The organism is Bradyrhizobium sp. USDA 4454, from assembly GCF_054822705.1.
This window is the reverse complement of the sequence record NZ_JBTRCN010000001.1, coordinates 636,644-660,232: the sequence shown is the minus strand read 5'-3', so window position 1 is coordinate 660,232 and position 23,589 is coordinate 636,644. Positions and strand designations below refer to the sequence as shown.

Genomic DNA, 23,589 nt, shown 5'->3' with positions numbered 1-23,589 from the left:
CGGATATATTTTTTGGGTTTAAACCGGTTTTGCGGGCCAATTCAGCCCCTTCTTTAGGTCATGAAGGACGGCAAGTCAGCCCTTCATGAAGCGGTCGATGACCTCCTGCGGAAATGGCGCCGATTTCAGCCTGGCCGGATCGTCCGGGTGACGGCCGACCAGCACCCTGGTCTCGAACGCCTCGATCGCCAGCGCCTCGCCCTTGAACACGCGGTGCACCACCTCGAAGCTCGAGCGCTTGATGCTCTCGATGCGGCTCTCGATGCTGATCCAGTCACCATGGGTCGACGGGATGTGGAATTTCGCCCGCGTGTCGACCATGGGAATGCCCACCAGGCCGTATTTGTGGACGAGGTCCTGCTTCGAGCAACCGGCGGCCTCGAACATGATCGAGGTCGAATCGTCGAACATCGCGAAGTAGCGCGGGTAATAGACGATGTTGGCGGGGTCGCAATCGCCCCACTGGATCTGCACGTCGCGCCGATTGACGAACATGATTACCCAACTCCGATGCCGCGGCGGTGGCGGTGAGCTCCCTCTCCCATGGGGAGAGGGCTGGGGTGAGGGGGTACGGTCTTCGTTGTTGATCCGAACCCCTCACCCGGATCGCTGTGCGATCCGACCTCTCCCCATGGGAGAGGTAGAAGCGGGCTGATCGAATGTTCTCGGGTCATACGCGTCATCATGCGTTAGCGCGGCGCCATCCGGAGCGCGGCATCGAGCCGCACCACTTCGCCGTTCAGATAGGGATTGTCGATCATGTGCAGCGCCAGCGAGGCGAACTCGTCGGCCTGGCCGAGCCGGCGCGGGAACGGGATCGCGGCGGCGAGCGAATCCTGCGCTTCCTGCGGCAGGCCAGCCAGCAACGGCGTCATGAATAGGCCGGGCGCGATGGTCAGCACGCGGATGCCGAACTGCGCGAGCTCGCGCGCGATCGGCAAGGTCATCGCAACAATGCCGCCCTTGGAGGCCGAATAGGCCGCCTGCCCGATCTGGCCGTCATAGGCCGCGACCGACGCCGTCGAGATCACGACGCCGCGCTCGCCGGTCGCCAGCGGCTCGAGCTTCGACATCTCGGCAGTTGCAAGCCGCAGCATGTTGAAGGAGCCAATCAGATTCACCTTGATGACCTTGTCGAAATCGGCAAGCGCCATCGGGCCCTCGCGGCCGATCACGCGCTTGGCGACGCCGATGCCGGCGCAATTCACCAGCACGCGCGCCGGGCCATGCGTCTTGGCGGCGGCAGCGACCGCGGCTTCCGCGGCCGCCGCATCGGCGACGTCGCAGACCACGGCAATGCCGCCGATCTCGGCCGCGACGCTCTCGGCGAGCTTGGCGTTGAGGTCGCAGACCGCGACCTTTGCGCCCTGCGCGGCCAGCCGGCGCGCGGTCGCAGCTCCCAATCCCGATGCGCCGCCGGTGACGATGGCGGCCTGGTCCTTCAACTGCATGGCATGCTCCTCTTCAAACATCAGACAAGTGTGATCACCGATGCCGGCGGCACCGGCGCGTAGAGCGCTTCGATGATGTCGGTGCGATGCTCCAGCACGGCGCGCTGGTTGATCGAGCCCTTGTCGGTGACCTCGCCGCGATCGATCGACAGCGGCGTGTCGAGCAGGATCGCCCGTGCGATCCGGGTCGACGAGCCGGTTGCGCCGGCCAGGACCCGCGCGAAACGTTCGCGAAAGGCTGCGCGCACCAACGGATCATTGGCCGCGGCCGCGATGTCATTGGCAGCAAGCGCCGGATTGATCAGGCGGCAGCCATCGAGATCGAGGATCACGATCGCAGCCAGCTCGTCGCGGTTGATGCCGGCGATCACGACGTCGCGCACCAGCGGCGCGCAGGTCCCGACGAAGCGCGCCCGCAACGGCCCGACGCTGACCCAGGTCCCGCTCGCCAGCTTGAAATCCTCGGCGATCCGGCCGTCGAAATCGAATCCGGCGTCGAGATCGCCGGGGTTGGCAGGCTTCAGCGCATCGCCGAACTTGTAGAAACCTTCCTGATCGAACGCCTTCGCAGTCAGCTCGGGCTGCCGCCAGTAGCCGGGCGTCACGTTCGGGCCCCTGGCGCGCACCTCGAGCTTGCCGTTGTTCGGCACCAGCTTCGCCTCATTGCCCGATACCGGAAGCCCGACATGGCCGGACCGGCTGGTGTCGGGCCGCACCGACATGAAGAACGGCGAGGTCTCGGTGGCGCCGAGCCCGGTCAGCATCGGCACCCGATAGCCCTTCTCCTGCACGGCGAGCGCATCGAGGCTGTTCCAGACGAACGGCGACAGTGCGGCGCCGGAGAAGAACATCGCGTGCAGCCGGTGGAAGAACCTTGCCCGCAAGGCCGCATCGTCACGCAGATAGGGCAGCAGCGATTCATAGCCCTTGGGCACGTTGAAATAGACCGTCGGCGAGATCTCGCGCAGGTTTCGCACGGTCTCCTCGATGCCGCCGGGCATCGGCTTGCCCTCATCGAGATACATCGAGCCGCCGTTATAAAGCGTCAGTCCGACATTGTGGTTGCCGCCGAAGGTGTGATTCCACGGCAGCCAGTCGACGATGACAGGCGGCTCGTCCTTGAGGAACGCCAGCGTTTCGCGCAGCATCACCTGGTTGGCGCAGATCATGCGCTGGGTATTGATGACGGCCTTGGGGTTGCCGGTCGACCCCGAGGTCAGCAGGAACTTCGCAATTGTGTCCGGCCCGATCGCCGCGTTGATCGCGTCGAGGCGCGGGTCTTCCGGCGTTGCCATCAAGCCGGCGAGCCGCGTCACGACGCGGCCGGCGACAGCTCCGCGGCTTGCCGCGATCTCGACGTCGGGTCCGACATTGGCGCGCAAGGCATCGGAAAATTTATCGGCATCGTCAACGAAGACGAGGCCGGGTGTCAAAAGCTTGATGACAAAGCTGAGCTTGCCATAGTCGCGCGACACCAGCGAATAGGCCGGCGACACCGGGCAGAACGGAACGCCGGCATAGAGCGCACCAAGTGCGACCAGCGCGTGATCGATCGAATTGCCCGACAGGATCACGATCGGTCGCTCGGCCGACAATCCGCGCGCGATCAGCGCGGAGGCGATCCGCCGCGTGGTTTCAAGCAATTGCGCGTAGGTGATCTGCCGCCAGCCGCCGCCGGCGGCACGCTCGGCCATGAACACGCGGTTCGGCTCGGCCTTCGCCCAGTGGTGCAGGCGATCCGTGAGACGAGCCGGAAAGTCGACGAGGCCGACTTTCGGACGGAGATAGATCGTGCCGTCGTCGCGGCGCTCGACGGTGACATCAGGGTTGCCGAACGAGATCGGGCGCAGCGGGTGCGCGCTCGCAGTGAACGCAGGCGACGTGGCATTCATGTCGGCTTCACCTTGGCGGTCTTGCGATCCAGAAACGCGCGGATCCGCTGCTTGGCTTCCTTGTCGCTCTGCGCCACCGTCGCCATCAGCGATTCCATCAGCAGGCCGGTCTGCGGATTGGCCTCGGCGATCATCGGTAGCGCCTGCAACACGGCAAAATTGGTCAGCGGCGCATTGGCGGCAACGCGCTCGGCAAGCTCCAGCGCCTTCGGCAGCGCGCCGCCGGCCTCGGTGAGATATTGCGAGAAGCCGTAGGCGGCGCCCTCGGTCGCCGAATAGACCCGGCCGGTCAGCATCATGTCCGCCATCCGGGGCACGCCGATCAGGCGCGGCAGCCGCACCGATCCGCCGCCGCCGACGAAGATGCCGCGCTGGCCCTCGGGCAGTGCGAAATAGGCCGACGGCTCGGCGACCCGGATATGCGCGGCGCAGGCCAGCTCCAGCCCGCCGCCAATCACCGCGCCCTTCAGCGCCGCGATCACAGGCACGCGGCAATACTGGATGCGGTCGAACACGCGGTGCCACATCTGGGAGTGCACCAGACCCTCGGTGGCGTCGCGCTCGGTCAGTTCGGAGAGATCGAGGCCGGACGAGAAGTGATCGCCGATGCCATGGATGACGACGGCGCCGATATCGTCCGATATCGCGGAAAAGCAGTCCCGCAGCGCCAGGATGATGCCGTCGTTCAGCGCATTGCGCTTGGCGGGCCGGTTGAGCCCGACCGTCAGCACGGCTCCGCGCGTCTCGATCCTGAGCAGCGAGGCGTCACCCGCGTCGGCAGCGTTTCCCATGGCGTTATTGTTTCCCGGTTAGAATAGTTATGTTTTATAACTATCATTGCGGGAGTCAAGACGGGACGTCGCGAAGGCTGGCGGAATGCACGCAGGGCTCCATTCCATTCACGGTGCGCATGCGAGCGCCGACACCGTTTCCGCGCACACCGCCGTCGTCCCGGCGAAGGCCGGGACGACACCGAGTATGCGTTGTCGCTTGTGAACAGAAGGGGCAGGGAAAGCTGTCAAGGTTTGCGCAAGCGGAGCTCACAACACCTGATGCACGTCGATCACGACGCGGTCGGCGTGGCGGGCGGCGGAGCCGACGAAGATGTGTTGCATCAGCCAGCGGTATTTTTCCGCGCCGGTTTCGAATTTCGGCACGGTGCGGAAATAGATCAGCTTCGGATCGACCGGCTCGCCGCGCTTGAGCTTCTGCAACAGCTCGACCGGCCCGAACCGGATGCCCTTGTTCTCGACATAGACCACGGCGCCGTCGTCGGTCTCGAAGGCGTATTTCGCCTCCAGCTCGATCAGCTCGTTGGGCCGGATGATCTGGAAGTCGGCACCGAACGGCAGCACCTTGCCATTGATCCCCTCGCCCGTCACCTCGCCGCCGACGATCGGAATGATGCGGCGCACGCCGGTGCCGATGTCGCCGGCGGACGTCACATCCGCGACCCGCGCGGTGATGGTGAAGACGTACTTGGTCTGAAGCGTGGGTATCATGAATTTAACCTATCATGCGCTGCGGCAACCAGGTCGCGAGCAGCGGGAACAGGATCAGGATCACCAGCCGGATCAGATCGGTGATCACGAACGGCAGCACGCCGACGAAGATCGTCGACATGTCGACGTCCTTGATCACGCTCTTGATCACGAACACATTCATCCCGACTGGCGGATGGATCAGGCCGAGCTCCACCGTCATAACGATGATGATGCCGAACCAGATCGGATCGAAACCGAGCGCGGTCACCACCGGAAACACGATCGGCACGGTGAGGATCACCATCGCCATCGCATCCATCAGGCAGCCGAGCACGAGATACATCAGAAGGATCAGCGCCAGCACGCCGTAGGGCCCGATGCCGAGCCCGGTAAGGAATTCGGTGACGTGCTGCGGCGTCTGGGTGATGGTGAGGAAATAGCCGAAGCAGAGTGCGCCGATCAGCACCGTGAACACCGCGGCGGCGGTGCGCGTCGCCTGCAGCAGCGATTGCAGGATGCCGTCTTTGGTCAGCTTGCCGCGGAGGATGCCAATGATGAAGGCACCGACCGCGCCGACCGCGCCGGCTTCGGTCGGGACGAAGAAGCCGCCATAGAGCCCGCCGATCACGAACAGGAACAGCAGCAGCGGCGACCAGACGTCGCGCATCGCCATCGCGCGCTCGCCCCACGACGCCTTCTTGCCCGCCGGCAGGAAGCCCGGCCGGGTCACGCCGATGATGCCGATCGTGATCATGTGCATCAGGATCGCGAGCAGGCCCGGCACCACGCCGGCGATGAACAGCTTGCCGATGTCCTGCTGGGTGATGATGCCGTACACCGCGAGCACCGTGGACGGCGGCAGCATCGCGCCCAGCGTACCGCCGACCGCGATCACGCCGGTGGAGAAGGATTGCGGATAGCCGAAGCGGCGCATCTCGGGATAGGCCACCGCCGAGAAGGTGGCGGCGGTCGCGACCGAGGAACCCGAGATCGCGGCGAAGCCGCCGCAGGCCGCGATCGTCGCGATGCCGAGCCCGCCCTTCCAGTGGCCGACAAAGGTATTGGCGGCGCGGAACAGTTCGCGGCTGATGCCGGAGACGGACACGAACGCGCCCATCAACAGGAACATCGGGATCACGCCGAAGGAATAGTCCGTCACCGTGCGCATCGTAGTCTGGCCAACCAGCTTCAGCGCCGGTGCAATGCCGGTGAGGTAACCAAAGCCGGTGATGCCGACGAGGCCCATCGCCATGCCGACGGGGACACGCAGCAGCATCAGCACGAACAGGCTGACAAAGCCGATGACGGCAACGGCCTCGGGACTGAGATCAAGGCTCATGGCCGTCTACTCCGCGGTCTTGATCTTGGCATCGTGGATATCTTCCGGATGGAAGATCAGGCGGTAGGTGCGGATCGCGATCAGCAGCACGGCCGAGACGTCGCCGATCCACGACACCAGGAAGAACGGCCACACCGGCACGCCGAGATCCATGGTGACGATGTGGCTGTTTTTGGTGTCGATCACCTTGTCGACCAGCGTGTAGGTCTGCACCGACACGACGAACAGCAGCACCAGCGTCGCGAAAATGTCGATCCAGCGCTGATAGCGCGGCGAGGCGTTGGCCCAAACCAGATCCACCGTGATGTGGGTGCCGCGATAGCTGGTCGCCGCGATGCCCCAGAAAATCAGGATGCCGAGCAGGAACTGGCCGAAATTGTAGTAGTCGGGGATCGTCACCGAGAAGAACTTGCGCATGAACACCGCGGTGAAGGTGTTGAGCGCGACGACGCCGACAAAGAACGCCGCCACCCATTCGATCGAATCGATGAAGCGGTCCATAAAATTCTTGCGCACCGGCTCGGGAGGCCCGGTGATCGCGCCGTCTGGGGTGACTTCGGAATTGGCAGCCATGATGTTGGACTATCGATGTCAGGGAGAGCCGTCATTCCGGGGCGCGCGTCAGCGCGAACTCGGAATCTCGCAACACAATCTCCAGATTCCGGGTTCGCTCGCTTTGCGAGCGCCCCGGAATGACGACAGGGTTCAGATCCCCGCCTCGTATTTCGTCAGCGTGGCCTGCAGGTCGGCATCGATCTTCGCCGCATCACCGCCGGCTTTCTTCACCGCCTCGGCCCAGCTGTCGTGCAGCGGCTTGACCGCTTTCTTCCACTCGGCGAGCTGATCCGCCGTCAGCGGATAGACTTCATGGCCTTGCAGCGCCTTCATCTTGGTGCGGCCGTTGGCTTCGAAATCGGTCCAGGGATCGGTGACCTTGGAGGCCCATTCCGGCGAGCAGTGATCGTCGATCACTTTCTTCTGGGCATCCGACATCGCATTGTATTTGGCGAGGTTCATGTTGTAGGTGAACACGGTCGAATAGAGCGGCACGTCCATGTGGTACTTCACCACCTTGTCGATGCCGAACAGGAAGATCGAGCCCCAGGGGAAGGTGATCTCGTCGGCCACGCCGCGCTCGATCGCGTCGCGCGATTCCGGCGCGGAGGCCTGCACGTTGGTGCCGCCGAACGTCTTGACCATCTCGCCGATCGTGCTCTGCGCGGGGCGCACCTTGACGCCGGAGAGATCGCTCGGCAGCACGATCTTCTTCTTGCCGTGCAGCGCGCCCGGATCGTGGATGAAGGCGAAGCACAGCTTGGTGTCCTTCATCTCGGTCGGCGCATATTTGTGATACCACTCGTTCAGCGCCAGCGTTCCCTTCTTGCCGTCGGAGAAGGTGAAGGGAAGCTGGCCGGCGGCGGCGATCGGGAAGCGGCCGGGCTGATAGCCGGGATTGACATAGGTGACATCGGCGATGCCGTCGCGCGCCATGTCGTAATGGTCGAACGCCTTGCCGAGCTGCTCGGACGGAAACACGGTGACCTTGATGGTGCCGCCCGACGCCTTCTCGATGTCGGCGGCCCAGGCCTGCGTCGCCGGCACCAGCGGATGCGCCGGCGGCACCCACAGCGACACTTTGAGATTGACGGTCTTGTCCTGCGCCATGGCAGGTCCAATGGCGGGGCCCGCGGCCGGCACAATGGCGGCTGCCATCAGCAGCGCCAACAATCTATTCCTCATCACGTCTCCTCCTCTCCATGACGGCAGGCTTCGCGCCCGGCCCTTATTATTTAACATGTTATCTAATTCGCGCGCCGGTTCAAGATGGAATATGCGGGGCGGACGCCTCGTCGCATCCGGTCCCTCCACCATCTTGCGCTGCGGCGAACATCGTTTCCGCGCAAATCCGCTTTGCCAAAACTGTTATATGATATAGTTGCCTTGGCAAGTTGACGGCGCCCGGAGCGGGCGCCCGGCGAACAGCCTATCCGATCGGGAGGACGAGGTATTGCGGACAAAAGTAGCAATCATTGGCGCAGGTCCGGCCGGACTGTTGCTTGGGCAACTACTTCATCTTTTCGGCATAGACAACGTCATTCTTGAGCGGCAGACCCCGGACTACGTGCTGGGACGGATTCGCGCCGGCCTGCTCGAGGAAGGCACGGTGTCGCTGCTCGAAAGCGTCGGCGCGGCAGCGCGGCTGCACCGGGAGGGCCTAGTCCATCATGGCCTCGAGCTGGCGTTCGGCGGCGCGCGCCACCGCATCGACCTGCATGGCTCGACCGGCAAGACCGTCACCATCTACGGTCAGACCGAGGTCACGCTCGACCTGATGAACGCCCGCAAGGCCGCCGGCCTGACCACGATCTACTCGGCCGCCGACGTCAAGCCGCTTGATTTCGACACCGACCATCCGCGCGTCAGCTACGTCAAGGACGGCGTCAGCCACGACATCGCCTGCGATTTCATCGCGGGCTGCGACGGCTTCCACGGCGTCAGCCGCGCCAGCGTGCCGGCCTCGGCGATCACCAGCTACGAACGGGTGTATCCGTTCGGCTGGCTCGGCATCCTCTCGGAGACGCCGCCGGTCTCGCCCGAACTGATCTACAACAACCACGAGCGCGGGTTTGCGCTGTGCACGATGCGCTCGACGCACCGCAGCCGCTACTATGTGCAGTGTCCGCTCGACGATCAGGTCGATCAATGGTCGGACGAGCGGTTCTGGGACGAATTGAAGCGGCGGCTCGACCAGAAGGCGGCCGACGAGATCGTCACCGGCCCCTCGATCGAAAAGAGCATCGCGCCGCTGCGCAGCTTCGTCGCCGAACCGATGCGGTTCGGCCGCATGTTCCTGGCCGGCGACGCCTCGCATATCGTGCCGCCGACCGGCGCCAAGGGCCTCAACCTCGCCGCCAGCGACGTGCATTATCTTTCGCAGGCGCTGCGCGAATATTACGACGAGAAATCCTCCGCCGGGATCGACGGCTACTCGGCCAAGGCGCTGGCGCGGGTCTGGAAGGCGGTGCGCTTCTCCTGGTGGATGACCTCGATGCTGCACAAGTTCCCCGACGAGGGCGAATTCGCCGCGCGCATCCAGATCGCCGAGCTCGACTATCTGGTCAGCTCGAAGGCGGCGTCGACCTCGCTGTCGGAGAACTATGTGGGGCTGCCGTTCTAGGCGAGCTCGCGGATGCTTTTGTCGGGCAGCATTCTCTCCACAATCTCGGTGGTCATACCCCGCGTAGGCGGGGTATCCAGTACGCTGCGGCTTCTCGGATCCAGCCGAAGTCTCTGGAATACTGGATCGCCCGCTTTCGCGGACGATGACAGCTGAAGACGTGGCGACCGGCCAGGGCCGCATTCAAACAGCCGCGCGAATCCCGTTTAAAACTTTGTAGGCGGTGAAACCGTCGTCGACATCGCGTTCAATGGCGTCAACCCGACGTCTTAAGCGAGATTCAGATGACCACCGATACGCAAACCGCCCCCGACATTCCTCAGGACGTCCCGCAAGGCTTCGAGCCGCTGTTCCGCAAGAGCCCGCTGACCGAGCCCTGGGAGCCGCTGTACCAGAAGAAGACCGAAAGGTCCGTCATCATCGGCCTGCGGTTGGCGAGGCCGCACACCAACGGCCGCGGCCTGATCCATGGCGGACTGATCGCAGCGCTCGCCGACAACGCGATGGGCTATAGCTGCGGCCAGGCCACCGGCTGGACCACCTCGTACGTGACGATCTCGCTGACGGTCGATTTCGTCGGCTCCGCCAATGTCGGGCAGTGGCTTTCAGTCGAGAGCGATGTGATCAAGACCGGCAGCACGATCTGCTTCGCCCAGAGCCTGATCAAGGCCGACGGCGTGACGATCGCGCGCGCCAGCGGCAGCTTCCGCGTGGTGCCGAAGAAGCCGCCGGTAAGCTAAGCGCATTCACTGTGATCTATCTGAAATGCCAGTCGGTGATCTCGGTGACGAGATCGATGAAGGTCCGCACCTTGGCCGACAGCAGCCGGGATGTCGGGTAGACGACATGGATCGGCACCGGCGGCTGCTCGAACGCGGCGAGCACGATTCGGACCCGCTTGGCCTTCAGCGATTCGGCGGCCTGGTAGGCCATCACCCGGGTCAGTCCGCCGTCCTGCTCGGCGAACTGGATGGCGGCATCCGAGCTGTTGCTGGTGAAGCGCGGCGTCGGCGTGATCCGGATCTCCTGGCCATTCTCCATGAAGCGCCAGTCCGGCACGGCCGTCACGGCGCCGAACTGGATGGTGTCATGATTGGCAAGGTCCGATGGCCGTTTCGGCTCGCCGCGCAGCTTGAGATAGCCGGCCGAGGCCACCACGATCCGGCGCATCTGGCCGACATGCCGGGCGACCAGCGTCGAATCCGGCAGGTGCCCGAGCCTGACCGCGAGGTCGACGCCATCCTCGACGAGGTTGATCCGTCGATCCGATAGCCGCAGATCGACGCCGACATCGGGATAGCGTTTCAAATAGGCTGACACGACCGGGCTGACATGCAGCCGCCCGAAGCCGAACGGCGCCGAGATCACCAGGCGCCCTTCGGGGCGGGTGCGCTCGCTCTCCACCGCGTCCTCGGCCTCCTCGACGTCGGCGAGGATCCGCCGCGCCCGCTCCAGATAGCGTGAGCCGGCATCGGTCAGGGTGACCTGCCGTGTCGTCCGTTGCAGCAGACGCGCGCCGAGCCGCTCCTCCAACGCGGCGATCAGCCGGGTGATCGCAGACGGCGACAGGCCGAGCTTGCGCGCGGCGGGCGCAAACCCCTCGAGGTCCGCCACCGCGACGAAGGCCTGCATGGCGTCGATCCGGTCCATGACACTATTGCATAATCGGCAACAGTGAAGTGTCAATTCACAAGATTGCTTACGATCCGGAAATACCCATCTTACAACCCGAGGACGGCCGCTTCGTCGCCCGTTGCGGGAGGCTCAGATGTCAGAGGTTCGCAGCTATTCGAGCGACGTCGGGTTTACCCCGGCGGTGAAGGAAATCCAGGCCCGCAAGGGCTCGCGCGCAAGCTATGCCGAGGTCGAGGCCCGTGGCGGCTGGCAGACCGAGGTCGATGACAATCTCGCAGCCTTCCTCGCCGACACCAACAGCTTCTATCTCGCGACGGCCTCCGCCGACGGACAGCCCTACATCCAGCACCGCGGCGGACCCAAGGGCTTTCTCAAGGTGCTGGACAAGCACACCATCGCGTTTGCCGATTACAGCGGCAACCGGCAGTTCATCACCCAGGGCAATCTCTCGGAGAACCCGAAGGCCTATATCTTCGTGATGAATTACGCGCACCGGCAGCGCGGGAAGATCTGGGGCGAGGCGCGCGTCGTCGAGGACGATCCCGCGCTGATGCGTTCGCTGATGCCGCAAGGTTATCGCGCACGGCCCGAGCAGGTGATCCTGTTCAAGGTCAAGGCGTGGGACACCAACTGCCCGCAGCACATTCCGCAGAAGTTCGACGCAGCCGATGTAGCGCAAGCCCTCGCCTCGCGCGACCGGCGCATCGCCGAGCTCGAGGCGGAGCTCGCCGCACTGAGGGGCGAGCCCGCTCCTGCGGCCACAAGCTAGGCCGCCTGCTGCTGCAGCGGCGCCCAGGCGAACTCCGGGTAATATTGCTGCATCATCCGGCCGACATAGGCGGTGAGATTGTCGAACTTTTCGGTGCGCTCACGCAGCGCCGAATCGAAGAACGGTGTCAGGATTCCTGCCAGCGCACCGAACGCGGTGGCATCGGTGCCGCAGGGCGAATTGCCCATCAGATAGGGCTTGTCACCGAGCTGCACCGACAGCGCAAACACCGAGCGAAGTGCGAGATCGACGTCCTCGTCGGGTCCGTGACGGCCAAGCCCGCTCAAGAGATAGTTCTCGGCAACGCGGAACTGGGCGTCCTCGCGCATCTTGTCGCGCAGATGATCGGGCGCGCCGTCGAAGAAGTGCGCCGGCCCCTTGGCGAAATTGGCGTCGTCGACCCAGCGCGCGCCGACCAGCGCCCAGTAGATGTGATGCTCGATCATGCGCTCATAGGCCCAGGCCTGGGCGCGCGCCTGCAGGCTCAGCGGCGCATCGAAATCGAAGCCGTATTTGCCCTCGATATGGGCGCGGATGAAGGTCGAATCGGCGATCGTCTCGCCGTCATCGACGATGAACGGCAGCTGGCCCTTGGGAGAGGCCGGCGGCTTCGCCTTTTCCTTGGCGTAGGCGAGCCCGGCCATCTTGAGCTGGACCTCGGTCTTGGTCACGAAGGGGCTGATTTCCGGCAGACCGAAGCCCGTGCCAAAGCCAAAAAGCGTAATCATATGAAGCTCCCGATCGCCTGTGGACGTGAATTGAAGTTAGCTGCCCCCTGCTGCCAGCATGGTGTCAGCAGTAGTGGCATTCACTGTCGAGCGGGCCGACCGGCGCGAGGCGGCGAACCGCCTCGCGAACCCGCTTGACCAGCCGTGCCCGCCCGTAGGACCAGACCGAGCTGATCGACTGTGCGATCAACGCGACGAGGGCCCAGCGCAGGTCGCCGGAGGTGGAGTAGACCGTGATCATTTGTTCCAGCGCGAAGCTCTGCGCCTGGCGGAAACCGAGTTCATCAAGATTCGTCATGGACAAATTCCCTTCACTTGAGGTGTTGTCCTGGTATAGCCCCCACCTGCTGCCAACATGCTGTCAGCAGCAGTGACAGGGGACGCGAAAAGGCGACAGGTCGAGACACCGCGAGATCCGTCAAGACACTCGTCAAGAGAGCGATCCAGAGAGTTGCCGAGAGAACTGCCGAGAGAATTGCCATGCGACGCGCCGACCGGCTGTTTCAGATCATCCAGGTGCTCCGCCGCACCCGTAAGCCATTGACCGCAGATGCGATCGCAGCCGAGCTCGAGACCTCGAAGCGGACCATCTATCGCGACATCGCGAGCCTGATCGAGCAGCGGGTGCCGATCCGCGGCGAGGCCGGCATGGGCTACATCCTGGAGAAGGGCTTCGACCTGCCGCCCTTGATGCTGACACCGGACGAGATCGAGGCCTGCGTGCTCGGCGCGCAATGGGTGGTCGGCCATGCCGATCCCGCGCTGGCGCGCGCGGCCGAGGATTTGATGGCCAAGATCGCCGAGACCGTGCCCGACCGGCTGCGGCCGTTCGTGCTGGAGCCGGCAAGCCGCGCCCGCTCCGCCTGGAACCGGGAGCCCGACCGCATCGACATGGTCCGGACCCGCAGCCAGATCCACGAGGGCAAGAAGATCACGCTGAACTATCGCGACGAGCATGGCCGCGACTCCGAGCGCACCATCTGGCCGATCGCGGTCGGCTACCACGAGGCGGTGCGGCTGCTCGCCGCCTGGTGCGAGCTGCGCAAGGATTTCCGCAGCTTCCGCACCGACCGCGTGGTCGCAGCGATTTATCACGACGAGAAATATCCGGAGCGGCGCGACCTGCTGAGGGCGCGCTGGCGGCGCAGCCTGGTGTGGGAAGCACCGAAGGACACCTGATGGCTGGCGATGCAATCGATGCGGCCGGCGATAGCCCGTGCCAGTCCTGTGGTGCCTGCTGCAGCTATTCGGAGAACTGGCCGCGCTTCACGATCGAGGACGATGCGCAGCTCGACCTGATCCCACTGCAATACGTCAATGCGCGACAATCGGGGATGCGCTGCGACGGCGACCGCTGCTCGGCGCTGTCAGGGCAGGTCGGAGAGGCAACGCGCTGCATGGTCTATGCGGTGCGGCCGGAGGTGTGCCGGACCTGCCAACCGGGCGACGCGGAATGCGCGATGGCGCGGCGCCGGCACGGGCTGCCGCTCATCCCGAGCGCGCAGCCGATTTGATCGCGCGCTTTAAGCCGTCACCCTGTCGGTGACGTCTTCGTCGTCGAGCTCGTCATCGACCAAAGGCGCGAAGCTCGACAGCGGCTTGGTCGACAGCGTGATCGGCTTGCGGCCGCCATGCGACACGGTCGCAGCGCGAGCCGGCTCGCGCGACAGCGCGTACAGCGTCGACCCGACGCGGCCGCCGGAATTGACCAGCTCCCATTCGCTGCAGCTCGACGCGATCGCGAGTGCGAGTGCGTGCAGATGGCTGCGGCGATAGCAGAACAGCGCCAGCCTCGCCCTGACGTCGGGCGCAACATTGGCAACCAGCAGCGAAAGCCCGTTCGGATTGGCGCGGTACATCTGGCCGAGCAGGTCGTCCGCAACCGGGCAGGCATCGTTCTCAAAGGCGTCGCGGCTTGAAAACATTTGCAAATCCCCCTCGATCGGGAAGATGCCGCGCAATCCTCTAACGAAAGGTTAACCACGGCTCCCGGTCGTCCCCGGAGCGGCTTGCCCGTTGCACGCGAATCACATCCGCCCCCGCAAGCGGACGGTCGATTGCTTGAAATGAAGGAAGAGGCGTTCGTCAGCCGCTCAGTTCGCCGCCATGTAGATCGACAGCGCGAAGCCAGTGAGGTGGTGCAGCGCCTGGTCGACCCCGATCAGGGTCCAGAACCAGGGATGGCCCGACTCCAGCGTCACGCCGAAATGCGAGGCGCAGATGCCCTTAGCCCGATCGACGATGATGTGGATCACGAAGTCGATGAAGGCGACGTACCAGAACCGCGGCGCCACCACCAGGATCAGCGCCAGCGCGACCGCGAGATGGACCAGGCAATGCGCCAGCAGCGGCATGGCCCAGCCCGTCTTCTGGTCCTTGCCGATCGCCATCCAGGCGTTCTGCAGCATGAAGTCGGCGATGATGTGCTTCGCGGTGAGAAGCAACATCCATCCCACCAGGGCACCAACCGACACCGACGATGACATGGCAGGAAACAGCAAGCTGACGCCCTTTTACTTCGATGAATGTGATTGCGAGAAATCCGGGTCAGGCCGTCAGCACAATTCCGCAAACCGATGCATGTCTCATTTATGACATCTCCGGCGACGGAATGCACCAGCGGCTCGCTCGAAAATCACATCCCGGTTCACCCATCGATAGTGGCGATGGTCATGTCGCATCGCGGCGCAGACGGGCCGCAGTTAAGGTTACGGCAGCCGGCCGGTTTGCATTCCGGCCGCGGAGGTATATCGTCGACCACACAGGAAATTTTCGTTCTTTTATAGTCATTTACAGATTCACTGGGCTGCGCCGATCCGGTTGCGGGTGGCGGCCGTCCCGGACGGGTGATGAGCCAGGTAATCAGCCATGAGTGCCGAAGCCCCCTCGCCTGCGCCAACCCGGACACGCCCGCCGGTCGCCAAGAGCAACCGCGCGCAGATCATCGTCTTCACCCTGCTGACGCTGCTGTTGAGTGCGGTCACCGTGATCGGCGGCCGCCTCTGGCTGCGCAATTCGGAAACGCTGGTGTTCGCGGTCGGCGACGCCGGCGGCCCTGAGGCCAGGTTCGCCGCCCGCCTTGCCAGCGTGCTGAAAACCAGCTCGTCGCGGCTGCGGCTGAAGATCGCGCCGGACCCGGATAACGCCAAGGCGCTGGCGCAATTCGATCGCCGGGGCGCAACACTTGCCGTGCTGCGCACCGATGCAAAAGTGCCGCCGCGCGCCCGCGCCATCGCGATCCTCGAACATGATGTGGTGCTGGTCCTGAGCCCCGGCGGCAAGAAGATCAAGTCGCTGTCCGAGCTCAAGAAGAAGCGGGTCGCGGTGGTCGGCGACGGCGAGAACAGCGTGAATTTCGTCCGCAGTGCGCTCGAGATTTCCGACAGCCCGGATGCGGCGCAGCGGGTCCAGCAGGCGCCGCCGAACACGCCGTTCGACAAGCTGTTCGCTTCGGGCTTTGGCGCCGTAGTCGCGATCGAGCATGCCTCGAAGATCGTGAAGGACAAGACCTACGAGCAATATGCCAAGCGCTCCGGCAGCTTTACGCTGAACGCGATCGATTCCGCCAAGGCGCTGGCGCGGAAATATCCGGCGATATCGGAGGAAACCGTCTCGACCGGCATGCTGTCGTCCTCGCCGGCGATCCCCGATGACGACGTCGACACCATCGGACTGGAATGGCTGCTGGTGGCGCAATCCTCGATGTCCACGACCACGGCTGCCGAGCTCGCCCGCATCGTCTACGAGAACAAGTCCGAGCTCGCGCTCGACAACGGCTTCGCCTCCAAGATCGAGCCGGCGGCGACCGACAAGGACGCCTTCATCGTCGCCCATCAAGGCGCCGCCGAATACATCAACGACGATACCAAATCATTCATGGATCGCTACAGCGACGTGATGTATCTCGGCGCCGCTGCGCTCAGCATCATCGGCTCGATCTTCGTCGCGATCTACACCAAGATCACCCGCATCGCGCCGGAGAAGGCCAGCGAGCTGGCGACCCGGATCCTCGACATCGGCGAGCGTGTCGAGCACACCACCTGTGCCGACGATCTCGACCAAATGCAGGACGAACTCGAAGCGATCCTGCGCGGCGCGGTGATCGGCCTGCGCGACGGCACCGTTTCCGGCGACGGGATGGACACGTTCAAGCTCGGCTACGAGCTGGTCCGCGACGAGATCGCGCTGCGCCGCGATCATCTCAAGCGCCACCCGGCGACGGCGGACGACAATCTCGTGGTGGTGAAGACCGCGAACGGGTGAGGCAACTTTGTTCGGTGTCATCACCCGCGCATGCGGGTGATCCAGTATTCCAGAGACGCCAGTAGCTGAGCCGAGAGGGCGCGGCGTACTGGATCGCCCGGTCGAGCCGGGCGATGACAGCAGTGGTCCGTCACCCCGCCACCGCATCCGGTGGCGTCACGACGACGTCGAGCTGCCACCCCTCGTGATCCATGTGCAGGTAGTTCGGGTTGAACAGGCCGGCGCGCATCAACCGGTCGAGATTGGGGACGGCGAGCATCTTTCCCTTGAGCACGATCAAGCCGTCGGCGCGCAGCTCCTGCAGCGTGCGGTTGACGTGGACCTTGGAGAGCCCGGTGGCGTCGGCGAGGTCGCCCTGGGTCAGCGGGAAGTCGCAGCTGTCGCCTTGGGTCAGGCCGGCGACGCGCAGCCGAAGCCATATCTCGCAGAGCAGATGGGCCATCCGCTCCAGCGCCGTGCGCTGGCCGAGGCTCATGGTCCATTCGCGCTGGATCGCCGCGTTGACCAGGGTCTCCCACCAGAACGCGGTGACGATCCGCGGATGGCGCGCTGCGACCCTGTCGAAGAATTCGCGCGAGAGGTCCGCGATCGACACCGCGGTGATGGTCCCGATCGAATGATCCATCTCGCGCAGGATGAAGACGTTCACATCGCAGATATCGCCGGGCAGGAAGAACGACACCACCTGGCGCCTGCCGTCCTCGAGCTGCTTGTAGCGATAGGCCCAGCCCGACAGGATCAAATGGACGTCCTTCGGCTTCTCGCCTTCACGGACAATATCGACGCGCGCACCGAAATGCCGCACGCGCTCGGTCGACGCGCGATTGAGGATGGCATGATCTTCCGGCGAAAGCCGTACAAACTGCTCCAATTTACGGACTAGCGACGCCAACGACATTGATCTCCCGCATGCTTAATCGGGTAACTGCCGGTCCGTTTTCAATAACGTATGTTACATTGCACAGTCGTTGACGTATGTTCACTAGTGGACGGATACCGAAGGACGGTTACGCCTTTAAGCTGCACTCCGCTAACTCGGCCGAAGCGCAGGTGGCTTCCGGGCTTTGCTTCCCCGCTCAGACGAACGGCACGCCGTAGTAGTCGTTCACTGCGCGTGTGGTGCCGATATCGGCCCAATTCCAGTCGCGCTCGCTGCCGTATTTCGGCGCGCCGCGCAGCTGAGCCTCGGTCACGCCCGTGACGTAGCCGCCCAGTCTGGTGTCGTATTTGAGCGATTGCCAAGGCAGCGGATAATGATCGTTGCCGAGGCCGAGAATACCGCCGAATCCGAGCACGGCGTAGGATACCCGGCCACTCTTCTTGTCGATCATCACGCGCTCGATCGAGCCGATCTTGCGTTCGTCCGATCCATAAACCGCGGTGCCCTCGACCTTGTCGCTGCCGATCAGGTTTCCGAGCTCTTTCTCGTCCATCGCCATAGCCAAATTCTCCGTTGCTCTCTGAGGCCAACAACGGACGAAAATGATCGTTCCTGCCGCCTCGCCGCGGTTGCTGCACAGCGGAATGCGATTCAACCGGTCGGCGGCTCGCCGCCATCGTCCGATGAAATGCCCGAGCCCGGCGTCTTGTCGGCGTCGTTCAATTTCGGATCCCGTGTCGCTTCGCGCGTCTGCGGCTTTCGCTTGTCGGTCTTGTGCGCGGTTTGCGCGCGCCGCTTGTCGACAGGCTGCTCCTGGCCTTTGTCGTCCTTGACGATGCCGTGATTGGAATGTGCCACTTCTGACCTCCCTGAAGATATGCGGGCCCCGGCGACGAAATTCGCCGAGGCCCGTCACCGGAGTGTCCACCGCCTTTCGGGGAGCAAGGCAGCGAACACATGGGCCTTACGTATGGCGTAGAAGATCGTTCCTGCGGTCCTGACGACGATTCCGTGTATGGCCGATGTCATGGGTTAACGACGGCCTCCGGGGAACATGCCTAGTATCGCTGGTTCCGGCTCGGAGGTGGCATGATCAAGAAGCGCAACAGGTCACGGCCTCCCGGATCGTTCGAGGACCGCCTGCAGAAATTCGCCGAGGATGCGCGGATTGCCGCACGCAAGCTGCCGCCCGGACGGGAACGCGAGACGCTGATGAAGAAGGCGAGACAAAGCCAGGCCGTGATCGAGATCAGCGAGTCGCTGACGCTCCGTAAATAGCCGCGGACCTCAAGGGGAGAGCTGCGATGATCGAGGAACGATTTGATTCACGCACGCTCGCAGCGATGAACTTCGCGCTCGACCAGGTCTGTGCCGGCGCGCCTCATGGCGAGGAACACGACACCCGCCGGCGCGTTGCCCGATACATCATCAAATGCGCCAAGAGCGGCAGGACGACGCTTTCCGAGCTCACCGAAGCCGGACGACAGGCGTTGGCCAAGGTTACCGCCGCGGCGGGATGATCAGCGCAGGCTGCCCTGCTGCAACCTGCCCTCCTCTTGGCGTTTAGCGAAGGCAGATACACATGCGCATCGCAATCAGCATCGGCCTGCTGGTGCTTCTGGCCGCCGTCGGCGCCTATGCCTATGAAGGGCTCATGGTAGACGCTCCGATCCCCGCCTATGGCATCGCCCTGTTCACGATCGGAATTGCGGTTCTGGAAGCGGTCTGCGTCGGCCTGATGGGCTTGCTGTTCTATTCCAGCAGCCACGGCTACGACGAGCCGCCGCACGTGAAGAGGTAGGTTGCCCAAACACAGCCGCGGGCACCCCTTAGTCCCGTCATCCTGAGGTGCGAGCGGAGCGAGCCTCGAAGGATGCACGGCCCGCAGCCACAGTCGGGCCGTCGACCCTTCGAGGGCCGCTGAAGAAGCGGTCACGTCAGGGTGACGGTGATGGAGTGGTTTCAAAGATCAGGACGCCGCCGGCACCCGGGCGCGGATCTCCGCGATCTTGCGCTTCAGCGAGGCCTGCCGCGGATCCGGCATGATGGCGGCGCGGGCTTCAGTGATGGCAGCGGCCAGGTCGGGCAGCGCCAGCACGCCGTCGAAGGTCGGCTTGACCAGCCCATCGATGATCGCGTGCCAGTCCGCGATGCCCTGACGATAGAGATCGCCGTAGCCCTGGATCATGGTTGCGGTCTCCGTGACGGCCGAGGCCGCGCCCGGCTGCTTGGTCAGGCTGCGGTCGATCATGTGCAGCCAGCGCTCCACCCAGACCCGCTCCCTGGCGTAGCGGCCCGAGAACAGCCGCCAGCGCTTCAGGCCCGCCTCGATCCTGAGCCGGCGAATGCAGAAGCGGTTGTTGGCGCTGAAGCGGATCGAGACCCGGCGGCGCCGCCAGCCGAACTGATCGAGCACGGCAAGGATCGGATCGGCGACCATCGCCGGCAAGGCGTCGATCAGTTCGTCGAGGCGCAGCTTCTTGACGTCGTCGGCCGAGCGCGCCACAGGACCGCCCGCTGCGTGGACTTCGGCGAGCTTGAGCTGCGCGATGCGGATCGCGTCCTCATAGGCCATCCGCTCGGCCATCAGCCGCGCGATCTTCGCAAGCAGCGCATCGTCAACGCCGCGGCGGCCGACGAAGCGCTTGAGCCGGTCGATATAGAGCTGGGCGTAGCTCGTGCTCTGATAGGTGATCAACTGGTGGATGGCCTCGGTGACCACGGGCCTGAGGTGGTCCGGGCAGGCCTCAGGCAGCACCGGCGGCCCCTCGTCCTCATCGCCAATGATATCGGCGAACAGGTAACGAAGCGAAGCCAGCAGACTGTCGTCATCCGACACTGCGGCGCCTCCGGAACTCGTCGCCGGGCTCATGCAGGTTTGGGCTCCGCGACCTGTGGGGCGGCGTGCTGGGCGAGCCGTTGCTCGAGGGTTGCGATATTCTCGAACAGGCGGGCGCTGGCCAGGCGCAGGAAGTAGAAGCCGAATGCCGGGTTCTGGACGTAGAGCTGCTCGACCTGGTCATAGGTCACCGACAGTATCATGCCGGCCTCGACGCACTCCAGCGTCTGGGTTCGGGTGTTCGACGGCGACAGCATGCCGAACTCGCCGACCAGGGCGCCGACCGGCAGCTCGATGCCGGACTCGACCAGGCGGAAGCGGCCGCTGACGATGTAGAACATGCTATCGGCCTTCTCGTCCTTGTAGAACAGGACTTCGCCCGCCGCGACTTTGCGTTCCGTCGTGAACGGCTTCAGCCAATCCATCGACAGATCGCTGTTGACCGATTTCTTCACGTTGCGGACCAGTTGCAACATCTGGTGCAGACGATAGGTGTTCACCGGCAGCAGCACGGCATGCAGGATCAGCGTCGCGTAATTGTGGGTCGGGACCGCGGTCGCGATCAGGATGATGTTGGTCAGGATGGCGAACACGCGCAACGGAATCATGGTGCGCATCGACAGCGTGGCGACCACGAAGATCGATGCGAAAAAACTGCCGGCGGCGCCGGCGTGCTGCGCGAGATGTGAGGTATCCATCGGAAACCAGCCAATTCTCAAGAAGTGAATAAGATCGTCTTATTAGTCGCTTCATTCCTGTCCAGGTTGCCTGTTCAGGTTGCCTGCTCAGGTTGCTTCCCGGGTTGCCCGCCCGGGCTGTATATTTATCGCGTTCGTCAGCATCCCTGATATACGGTGAAAAAGCGACGATTTGTCTGATTTCTCACATTCGCGGGCGCAAAATCGGGCCAACATGGTTAGGCCATTCGTCCAGCATATCTGACTTTCGCCGCGCATGCCGCCCGAGCCTGCGCGTTGACGGCCTCAGCCGGGAGAGGCAGTTTGTGACATCGGCCCAACCGTTCACAGGGCCTCGATTCCAGCAGTCCAGCGACAGGCAAATTCCGTCCCGATGTCCAAGCGGCTCGTCCTTCCGGCCTTGACGCGCTTCGTTTCCGCCACCGCCGGCCGCAACATGACCAGGGCGGCCTATGTCGCGGTCACGGTCGGCGTCGCCACGATGACGCTGCTGACAGTCGCGCCGGCCTATGACGCGGTCCCGCACTGGGTCGATGCGCTGCTGTGGACTTGCCTTGCCTATTTCGTGTTCGAATGGCTGGTGCGGCTGCGCCACATGCGGCGGCAGGACAAGCTCTGGTTCTATCAACTGTCCAGCGCGGGCATCGTCGATGCGATCGGCGCGCTGGCGGTGCCGCTGGCGCTGCTCGCCGGCCTCGAACCGAAGACCGCATGGCTGCTCGGCGTGCTCTGGGTGCTCAAGGTGGTGCCGGGCATTCCCGGCCTGCGCCAGCTCCGCCGGGTGCTGGTGGTGGAGTCCGGGCCGCTGCTCAGCGTGCTGGTGATCTTCCTGATGGTGGTGTTCCTGGCCTCCGTCGCCGAGTACTATCTGGAGCGGGACGTGCAGCCGCAGACCTTTGGCAGCGTTCCTGCGGCGCTGTGGTGGGCGGTGGTGACGCTGACCACGACCGGCTATGGCGACGTGGTACCGATCACTACGCTCGGCCGCGTGGTCGCCGCCATGGTGATGATCTCGGGCCTCGGCGTGTTCGGGCTGTGGACCGGTATTCTGGCGACCGGCTTTGCCAACGAAACCCGCCGCGACAATTTTCTGAAAACCTGGGAGACGGTCAGCAAGGTGCCGTTCTTCGCGCATCTCGGCCCGGCCGCGATCGCCGACGTCACCCAGATGCTGCGGACCATTGACCTGCCGCCGCGCACCATGATCATCCGCAAGGACACCAACGGTGACTGCATGTATTTCGTCGCCGCCGGCGAGGTCGAGGTCGACCTGCCGGGGCGCAAGGTTAAGCTCGGCGAAGGCGCGTTCTTCGGCGAGATGGCACTGCTCGGCAACGCCAAGCGCGGCGCCAGCGTCTCGACCAGCAAGGTGACCCGGCTGTTGGTGCTTGACCTGGTCGATTTCCGCCTGTTGATGGCAAGGCACCCCGATCTCGCCGAGACCATCGACGCCGAGGCGAAGCGGCGGGAACGCGAGAACCAATGATGGAGACCAAGATGGCTGACGCGGCCGACACCGCCAGCGGACCCGTGCTCGAAATATCAGGCGCACGCGCCACGATCCGCCTCAACCGGCCGAAGCACCTCAACCGCCTGCAGGCCGAGGATCTCGGCGATCTGTTGAAAATGTTCGACACGATCGAGGCCGATCCTGCGATCCGCGTACTGATATTGACCGGAACCGGCCGCGCGTTCTCCGCCGGCTACGACCTCAACTCGGTGGCCGAGCGCGCGGTCAGCGCGAACGAGCAGCAGAGCGCGGGCTCGGCATTCGAGGTCGTGGTCAACCGCCTCGAGGATTTGAGCGTGCCGACGATCTGCCGGCTCAATGGCGGCGTCTATGGCGGCTCGACCGACCTGGCGCTGGCCTGCGACTTCCGCATCGGCGTCGATACCGCCGAGATGTTTATGCCGGCGGCGCGGCTCGGGCTGCATTATTACAAGAGCGGCATCAAGCGCTACGTCACCCGGCTCGGCGTCGACAACGCCAAGATGCTGTTCCTGACCGCGCAGAAGATATCGGCACCAGAGATGCTGCGGATCGGCTACCTCACCGCGATGGTGCCCCCCGACGTGCTCGACGAGGAGGTCGACAGGCTGGCGACGATCCTGGCCGGCAATGCGCCCAGGGCGATGGCCGGCATGAAGCGCGCGATCAACGAATTCGCCCGCGACGAACTCGACGCCGCCGCCGCCGACCAGCGTCACCGCGACGGCATGCGCGGCGACGAGATCAAGGAAGGCATCAAGGCGTTCGCCGAAAAGCGGCCGCCGCGGTTTTAGTTCATCTTCCGCGCCCTGACTACTGTCACCCTGAGGAGTTAGTACCGTCACCCTGAGGAGGCCGCGAAGCGGCCGTCTCGAAGGGTCGACGGCCGGCTGGTGGCCGATTCATCCTTCGAGACGCGCGTTCCGCGCTCCTCAGGATGACGG

At 64.2% G+C, this 23,589-nt stretch carries 29 protein-coding genes; 11 read left to right on the top strand and 18 right to left on the bottom strand.

What is annotated here, in order from left to right; genetic code table 11:
* Positions 1-75 precede the first annotated feature (75 nt).
* The 8 genes from ACVIW0_RS03005 to ACVIW0_RS02970 all read right to left on the bottom strand — a co-directional run bounded on the left by ACVIW0_RS03005 (position 76) and on the right by ACVIW0_RS02970 (position 7,906).
* The gene (locus tag ACVIW0_RS03005) at positions 76-495 is read right to left on the bottom strand and encodes an acyl-CoA thioesterase (protein ID WP_461350975.1); all 420 of its coding nucleotides are present in this window, start codon (positions 493-495) and stop codon (positions 76-78) included.
* Between the two features lie 194 nt (positions 496-689).
* Positions 690-1,451 carry an SDR family NAD(P)-dependent oxidoreductase gene (locus ACVIW0_RS03000; RefSeq protein ID WP_461350974.1) on the bottom strand — a complete coding sequence of 254 codons (762 nt, stop codon included), beginning with the start codon at positions 1,449-1,451 and terminating at the stop codon, positions 690-692.
* A gap of 20 nt (positions 1,452-1,471) precedes the next feature.
* Positions 1,472-3,343 (bottom strand): feruloyl-CoA synthase, encoded by a 1,872-nt coding sequence (locus ACVIW0_RS02995; protein ID WP_461350973.1) that lies wholly within the window; start codon positions 3,341-3,343, stop codon positions 1,472-1,474.
* The gene (locus ACVIW0_RS02990) at positions 3,340-4,134 is read right to left on the bottom strand and encodes a crotonase/enoyl-CoA hydratase family protein (RefSeq protein WP_461345474.1); all 795 of its coding nucleotides are present in this window, start codon (positions 4,132-4,134) and stop codon (positions 3,340-3,342) included. Before ACVIW0_RS02990 ends, ACVIW0_RS02995 begins: the two co-directional genes overlap by 4 nt.
* 249 nt (positions 4,135-4,383) lie before the next feature.
* Positions 4,384-4,845, bottom strand: a complete 462-nt coding sequence (locus ACVIW0_RS02985; protein ID WP_461350972.1) for a DUF3237 domain-containing protein — start codon at positions 4,843-4,845, stop codon at positions 4,384-4,386.
* A 4-nt stretch (positions 4,846-4,849) separates the two neighbouring features.
* The gene (locus ACVIW0_RS02980; protein ID WP_461350971.1) at positions 4,850-6,166 is read right to left on the bottom strand and encodes a TRAP transporter large permease; all 1,317 of its coding nucleotides are present in this window, start codon (positions 6,164-6,166) and stop codon (positions 4,850-4,852) included.
* Positions 6,167-6,172: 6 nt separating this feature from the next.
* Positions 6,173-6,682 (bottom strand): TRAP transporter small permease, encoded by a 510-nt coding sequence (locus tag ACVIW0_RS02975; protein WP_461357230.1) that lies wholly within the window; start codon positions 6,680-6,682, stop codon positions 6,173-6,175.
* Positions 6,683-6,871: 189 nt separating this feature from the next.
* Positions 6,872-7,906 (bottom strand): TRAP transporter substrate-binding protein, encoded by a 1,035-nt coding sequence (locus ACVIW0_RS02970; RefSeq protein ID WP_461350970.1) that lies wholly within the window; start codon positions 7,904-7,906, stop codon positions 6,872-6,874.
* Positions 7,907-8,174: 268 nt separating this feature from the next.
* On the opposite strand from ACVIW0_RS02970, the gene pobA reads away from it, so the two are divergent.
* The gene (gene pobA / locus ACVIW0_RS02965; protein WP_461350969.1) at positions 8,175-9,344 is read left to right on the top strand and encodes a 4-hydroxybenzoate 3-monooxygenase; all 1,170 of its coding nucleotides are present in this window, start codon (positions 8,175-8,177) and stop codon (positions 9,342-9,344) included.
* Positions 9,345-9,628: 284 nt separating this feature from the next.
* Entirely contained in the window at positions 9,629-10,084 is a 456-nt protein-coding gene (locus ACVIW0_RS02960; protein WP_461350968.1) for a PaaI family thioesterase, read from the top strand.
* A gap of 16 nt (positions 10,085-10,100) precedes the next feature.
* On the opposite strand, the gene ACVIW0_RS02955 is transcribed toward ACVIW0_RS02960, so the two are convergent.
* Positions 10,101-10,994, bottom strand: coding sequence for a LysR family transcriptional regulator (locus ACVIW0_RS02955; RefSeq protein ID WP_461350967.1), 894 nt, complete (start codon positions 10,992-10,994; stop codon positions 10,101-10,103).
* A gap of 118 nt (positions 10,995-11,112) precedes the next feature.
* On the opposite strand from ACVIW0_RS02955, the gene ACVIW0_RS02950 reads away from it, so the two are divergent.
* The gene (locus ACVIW0_RS02950) at positions 11,113-11,748 is read left to right on the top strand and encodes a pyridoxamine 5'-phosphate oxidase family protein (RefSeq protein WP_461350966.1); all 636 of its coding nucleotides are present in this window, start codon (positions 11,113-11,115) and stop codon (positions 11,746-11,748) included.
* On the opposite strand, the gene ACVIW0_RS02945 is transcribed toward ACVIW0_RS02950, so the two are convergent.
* A complete protein-coding gene (locus tag ACVIW0_RS02945) occupies positions 11,745-12,476 on the bottom strand; it encodes a glutathione S-transferase family protein (RefSeq protein WP_461350965.1) in 732 nt (243 codons plus the stop codon). The two genes, ACVIW0_RS02950 and ACVIW0_RS02945, sit on opposite strands and share 4 nt — an antisense overlap.
* Positions 12,477-12,540: 64 nt before the next feature.
* The gene (locus ACVIW0_RS02940) at positions 12,541-12,774 is read right to left on the bottom strand and encodes a hypothetical protein (protein WP_461350964.1); all 234 of its coding nucleotides are present in this window, start codon (positions 12,772-12,774) and stop codon (positions 12,541-12,543) included.
* 182 nt (positions 12,775-12,956) lie between these two features.
* Here ACVIW0_RS02940 and ACVIW0_RS02935 point away from each other — a divergent pair, with 182 nt between their 5' ends.
* On the top strand, positions 12,957-13,655 hold the full coding sequence (locus ACVIW0_RS02935; protein ID WP_461350963.1) for a helix-turn-helix transcriptional regulator: 699 nt from the start codon (positions 12,957-12,959) through the stop codon (positions 13,653-13,655).
* Complete coding sequence (locus ACVIW0_RS02930; protein WP_461350962.1) at positions 13,655-13,990, top strand: YkgJ family cysteine cluster protein; 336 nt, start codon at positions 13,655-13,657, stop codon at positions 13,988-13,990. The genes ACVIW0_RS02935 and ACVIW0_RS02930 overlap by 1 nt, the downstream gene beginning before the upstream one ends.
* A gap of 9 nt (positions 13,991-13,999) precedes the next feature.
* Here ACVIW0_RS02930 and ACVIW0_RS02925 read toward each other — a convergent pair whose 3' ends face one another.
* Positions 14,000-14,401 (bottom strand): hypothetical protein, encoded by a 402-nt coding sequence (locus ACVIW0_RS02925; RefSeq protein ID WP_461350961.1) that lies wholly within the window; start codon positions 14,399-14,401, stop codon positions 14,000-14,002.
* A gap of 168 nt (positions 14,402-14,569) precedes the next feature.
* Positions 14,570-14,923 (bottom strand): DUF3307 domain-containing protein, encoded by a 354-nt coding sequence (locus ACVIW0_RS02920; protein WP_461350960.1) that lies wholly within the window; start codon positions 14,921-14,923, stop codon positions 14,570-14,572.
* Positions 14,924-15,344: 421 nt separating this feature from the next.
* Here ACVIW0_RS02920 and ACVIW0_RS02915 point away from each other — a divergent pair, with 421 nt between their 5' ends.
* Positions 15,345-16,739 carry a TAXI family TRAP transporter solute-binding subunit gene (locus ACVIW0_RS02915; protein WP_461350959.1) on the top strand — a complete coding sequence of 465 codons (1,395 nt, stop codon included), beginning with the start codon at positions 15,345-15,347 and terminating at the stop codon, positions 16,737-16,739.
* Positions 16,740-16,869: 130 nt separating this feature from the next.
* Here the strand turns inward: ACVIW0_RS02915 and ACVIW0_RS02910 are convergent, their stop codons facing one another.
* The 3 genes from ACVIW0_RS02910 to ACVIW0_RS02900 form a co-directional block, all read right to left on the bottom strand.
* The gene (locus ACVIW0_RS02910; RefSeq protein WP_461350958.1) at positions 16,870-17,631 is read right to left on the bottom strand and encodes a Crp/Fnr family transcriptional regulator; all 762 of its coding nucleotides are present in this window, start codon (positions 17,629-17,631) and stop codon (positions 16,870-16,872) included.
* Between the two features lie 184 nt (positions 17,632-17,815).
* Entirely contained in the window at positions 17,816-18,178 is a 363-nt protein-coding gene (locus ACVIW0_RS02905; protein ID WP_461350957.1) for a PRC-barrel domain-containing protein, read from the bottom strand.
* A gap of 92 nt (positions 18,179-18,270) precedes the next feature.
* Positions 18,271-18,477 (bottom strand): hypothetical protein, encoded by a 207-nt coding sequence (locus ACVIW0_RS02900; protein ID WP_461350956.1) that lies wholly within the window; start codon positions 18,475-18,477, stop codon positions 18,271-18,273.
* Between the two features lie 231 nt (positions 18,478-18,708).
* Here ACVIW0_RS02900 and ACVIW0_RS02895 point away from each other — a divergent pair, with 231 nt between their 5' ends.
* The 3 genes from ACVIW0_RS02895 (at position 18,709) to ACVIW0_RS02885 (ending at position 19,420) form a co-directional block, all read left to right on the top strand.
* Positions 18,709-18,897, top strand: a complete 189-nt coding sequence (locus ACVIW0_RS02895; protein ID WP_461350955.1) for a hypothetical protein — start codon at positions 18,709-18,711, stop codon at positions 18,895-18,897.
* A gap of 26 nt (positions 18,898-18,923) precedes the next feature.
* The gene (locus ACVIW0_RS02890; protein WP_461350954.1) at positions 18,924-19,139 is read left to right on the top strand and encodes a hypothetical protein; all 216 of its coding nucleotides are present in this window, start codon (positions 18,924-18,926) and stop codon (positions 19,137-19,139) included.
* 62 nt (positions 19,140-19,201) lie between these two features.
* A complete protein-coding gene (locus ACVIW0_RS02885; RefSeq protein ID WP_461350953.1) occupies positions 19,202-19,420 on the top strand; it encodes a hypothetical protein in 219 nt (72 codons plus the stop codon).
* A 168-nt stretch (positions 19,421-19,588) separates the two neighbouring features.
* Here the strand turns inward: ACVIW0_RS02885 and ACVIW0_RS02880 are convergent, their stop codons facing one another.
* On the bottom strand, positions 19,589-20,458 hold the full coding sequence (locus ACVIW0_RS02880) for a DUF6537 domain-containing protein (protein WP_461350952.1): 870 nt from the start codon (positions 20,456-20,458) through the stop codon (positions 19,589-19,591).
* A 29-nt stretch (positions 20,459-20,487) separates the two neighbouring features.
* A complete protein-coding gene (locus ACVIW0_RS02875) occupies positions 20,488-21,156 on the bottom strand; it encodes a Crp/Fnr family transcriptional regulator (RefSeq protein WP_461350951.1) in 669 nt (222 codons plus the stop codon).
* Between the two features lie 373 nt (positions 21,157-21,529).
* On the opposite strand from ACVIW0_RS02875, the gene ACVIW0_RS02870 reads away from it, so the two are divergent.
* Complete coding sequence (locus ACVIW0_RS02870) at positions 21,530-22,642, top strand: cyclic nucleotide-gated ion channel (RefSeq protein WP_461350950.1); 1,113 nt, start codon at positions 21,530-21,532, stop codon at positions 22,640-22,642.
* 11 nt (positions 22,643-22,653) lie between these two features.
* The gene (locus tag ACVIW0_RS02865; protein ID WP_461350949.1) at positions 22,654-23,439 is read left to right on the top strand and encodes an enoyl-CoA hydratase/isomerase family protein; all 786 of its coding nucleotides are present in this window, start codon (positions 22,654-22,656) and stop codon (positions 23,437-23,439) included.
* Positions 23,440-23,589: the final 150 nt, after the last annotated feature.

What these genes read in the sequence shown, in the direction of transcription:
- ACVIW0_RS03005 (WP_461350975.1), bottom strand. Translation starts at nt 495, where the DNA reads ATGTTCGTCAATCGGCGCGACGTGCAGATCCAGTGGGGCGATTGCGAC.
- ACVIW0_RS03000 (WP_461350974.1), bottom strand. Translation starts at nt 1,451, where the DNA reads ATGCAGTTGAAGGACCAGGCCGCCATCGTCACCGGCGGCGCATCGGGA.
- ACVIW0_RS02995 (WP_461350973.1), bottom strand. Translation starts at nt 3,343, where the DNA reads ATGAATGCCACGTCGCCTGCGTTCACTGCGAGCGCGCACCCGCTGCGC.
- ACVIW0_RS02990 (WP_461345474.1), bottom strand. Translation starts at nt 4,134, where the DNA reads ATGGGAAACGCTGCCGACGCGGGTGACGCCTCGCTGCTCAGGATCGAG.
- ACVIW0_RS02985 (WP_461350972.1), bottom strand. Translation starts at nt 4,845, where the DNA reads ATGATACCCACGCTTCAGACCAAGTACGTCTTCACCATCACCGCGCGG.
- ACVIW0_RS02980 (WP_461350971.1), bottom strand. Translation starts at nt 6,166, where the DNA reads ATGAGCCTTGATCTCAGTCCCGAGGCCGTTGCCGTCATCGGCTTTGTC.
- ACVIW0_RS02970 (WP_461350970.1), bottom strand. Translation starts at nt 7,906, where the DNA reads ATGAGGAATAGATTGTTGGCGCTGCTGATGGCAGCCGCCATTGTGCCG.
- ACVIW0_RS02960 (WP_461350968.1), top strand. Translation starts at nt 9,629, where the DNA reads ATGACCACCGATACGCAAACCGCCCCCGACATTCCTCAGGACGTCCCG.
- ACVIW0_RS02955 (WP_461350967.1), bottom strand. Translation starts at nt 10,994, where the DNA reads ATGGACCGGATCGACGCCATGCAGGCCTTCGTCGCGGTGGCGGACCTC.
- ACVIW0_RS02950 (WP_461350966.1), top strand. Translation starts at nt 11,113, where the DNA reads ATGTCAGAGGTTCGCAGCTATTCGAGCGACGTCGGGTTTACCCCGGCG.
- ACVIW0_RS02945 (WP_461350965.1), bottom strand. Translation starts at nt 12,476, where the DNA reads ATGATTACGCTTTTTGGCTTTGGCACGGGCTTCGGTCTGCCGGAAATC.
- ACVIW0_RS02940 (WP_461350964.1), bottom strand. Translation starts at nt 12,774, where the DNA reads ATGACGAATCTTGATGAACTCGGTTTCCGCCAGGCGCAGAGCTTCGCG.
- ACVIW0_RS02935 (WP_461350963.1), top strand. Translation starts at nt 12,957, where the DNA reads ATGCGACGCGCCGACCGGCTGTTTCAGATCATCCAGGTGCTCCGCCGC.
- ACVIW0_RS02930 (WP_461350962.1), top strand. Translation starts at nt 13,655, where the DNA reads ATGGCTGGCGATGCAATCGATGCGGCCGGCGATAGCCCGTGCCAGTCC.
- ACVIW0_RS02925 (WP_461350961.1), bottom strand. Translation starts at nt 14,401, where the DNA reads ATGTTTTCAAGCCGCGACGCCTTTGAGAACGATGCCTGCCCGGTTGCG.
- ACVIW0_RS02920 (WP_461350960.1), bottom strand. Translation starts at nt 14,923, where the DNA reads ATGTTGCTTCTCACCGCGAAGCACATCATCGCCGACTTCATGCTGCAG.
- ACVIW0_RS02915 (WP_461350959.1), top strand. Translation starts at nt 15,345, where the DNA reads ATGAGTGCCGAAGCCCCCTCGCCTGCGCCAACCCGGACACGCCCGCCG.
- ACVIW0_RS02905 (WP_461350957.1), bottom strand. Translation starts at nt 18,178, where the DNA reads ATGGCGATGGACGAGAAAGAGCTCGGAAACCTGATCGGCAGCGACAAG.
- ACVIW0_RS02895 (WP_461350955.1), top strand. Translation starts at nt 18,709, where the DNA reads ATGATCAAGAAGCGCAACAGGTCACGGCCTCCCGGATCGTTCGAGGAC.
- ACVIW0_RS02890 (WP_461350954.1), top strand. Translation starts at nt 18,924, where the DNA reads ATGATCGAGGAACGATTTGATTCACGCACGCTCGCAGCGATGAACTTC.
- ACVIW0_RS02885 (WP_461350953.1), top strand. Translation starts at nt 19,202, where the DNA reads ATGCGCATCGCAATCAGCATCGGCCTGCTGGTGCTTCTGGCCGCCGTC.
- ACVIW0_RS02875 (WP_461350951.1), bottom strand. Translation starts at nt 21,156, where the DNA reads ATGGATACCTCACATCTCGCGCAGCACGCCGGCGCCGCCGGCAGTTTT.
- ACVIW0_RS02870 (WP_461350950.1), top strand. Translation starts at nt 21,530, where the DNA reads ATGTCCAAGCGGCTCGTCCTTCCGGCCTTGACGCGCTTCGTTTCCGCC.
- ACVIW0_RS02865 (WP_461350949.1), top strand. Translation starts at nt 22,654, where the DNA reads ATGGCTGACGCGGCCGACACCGCCAGCGGACCCGTGCTCGAAATATCA.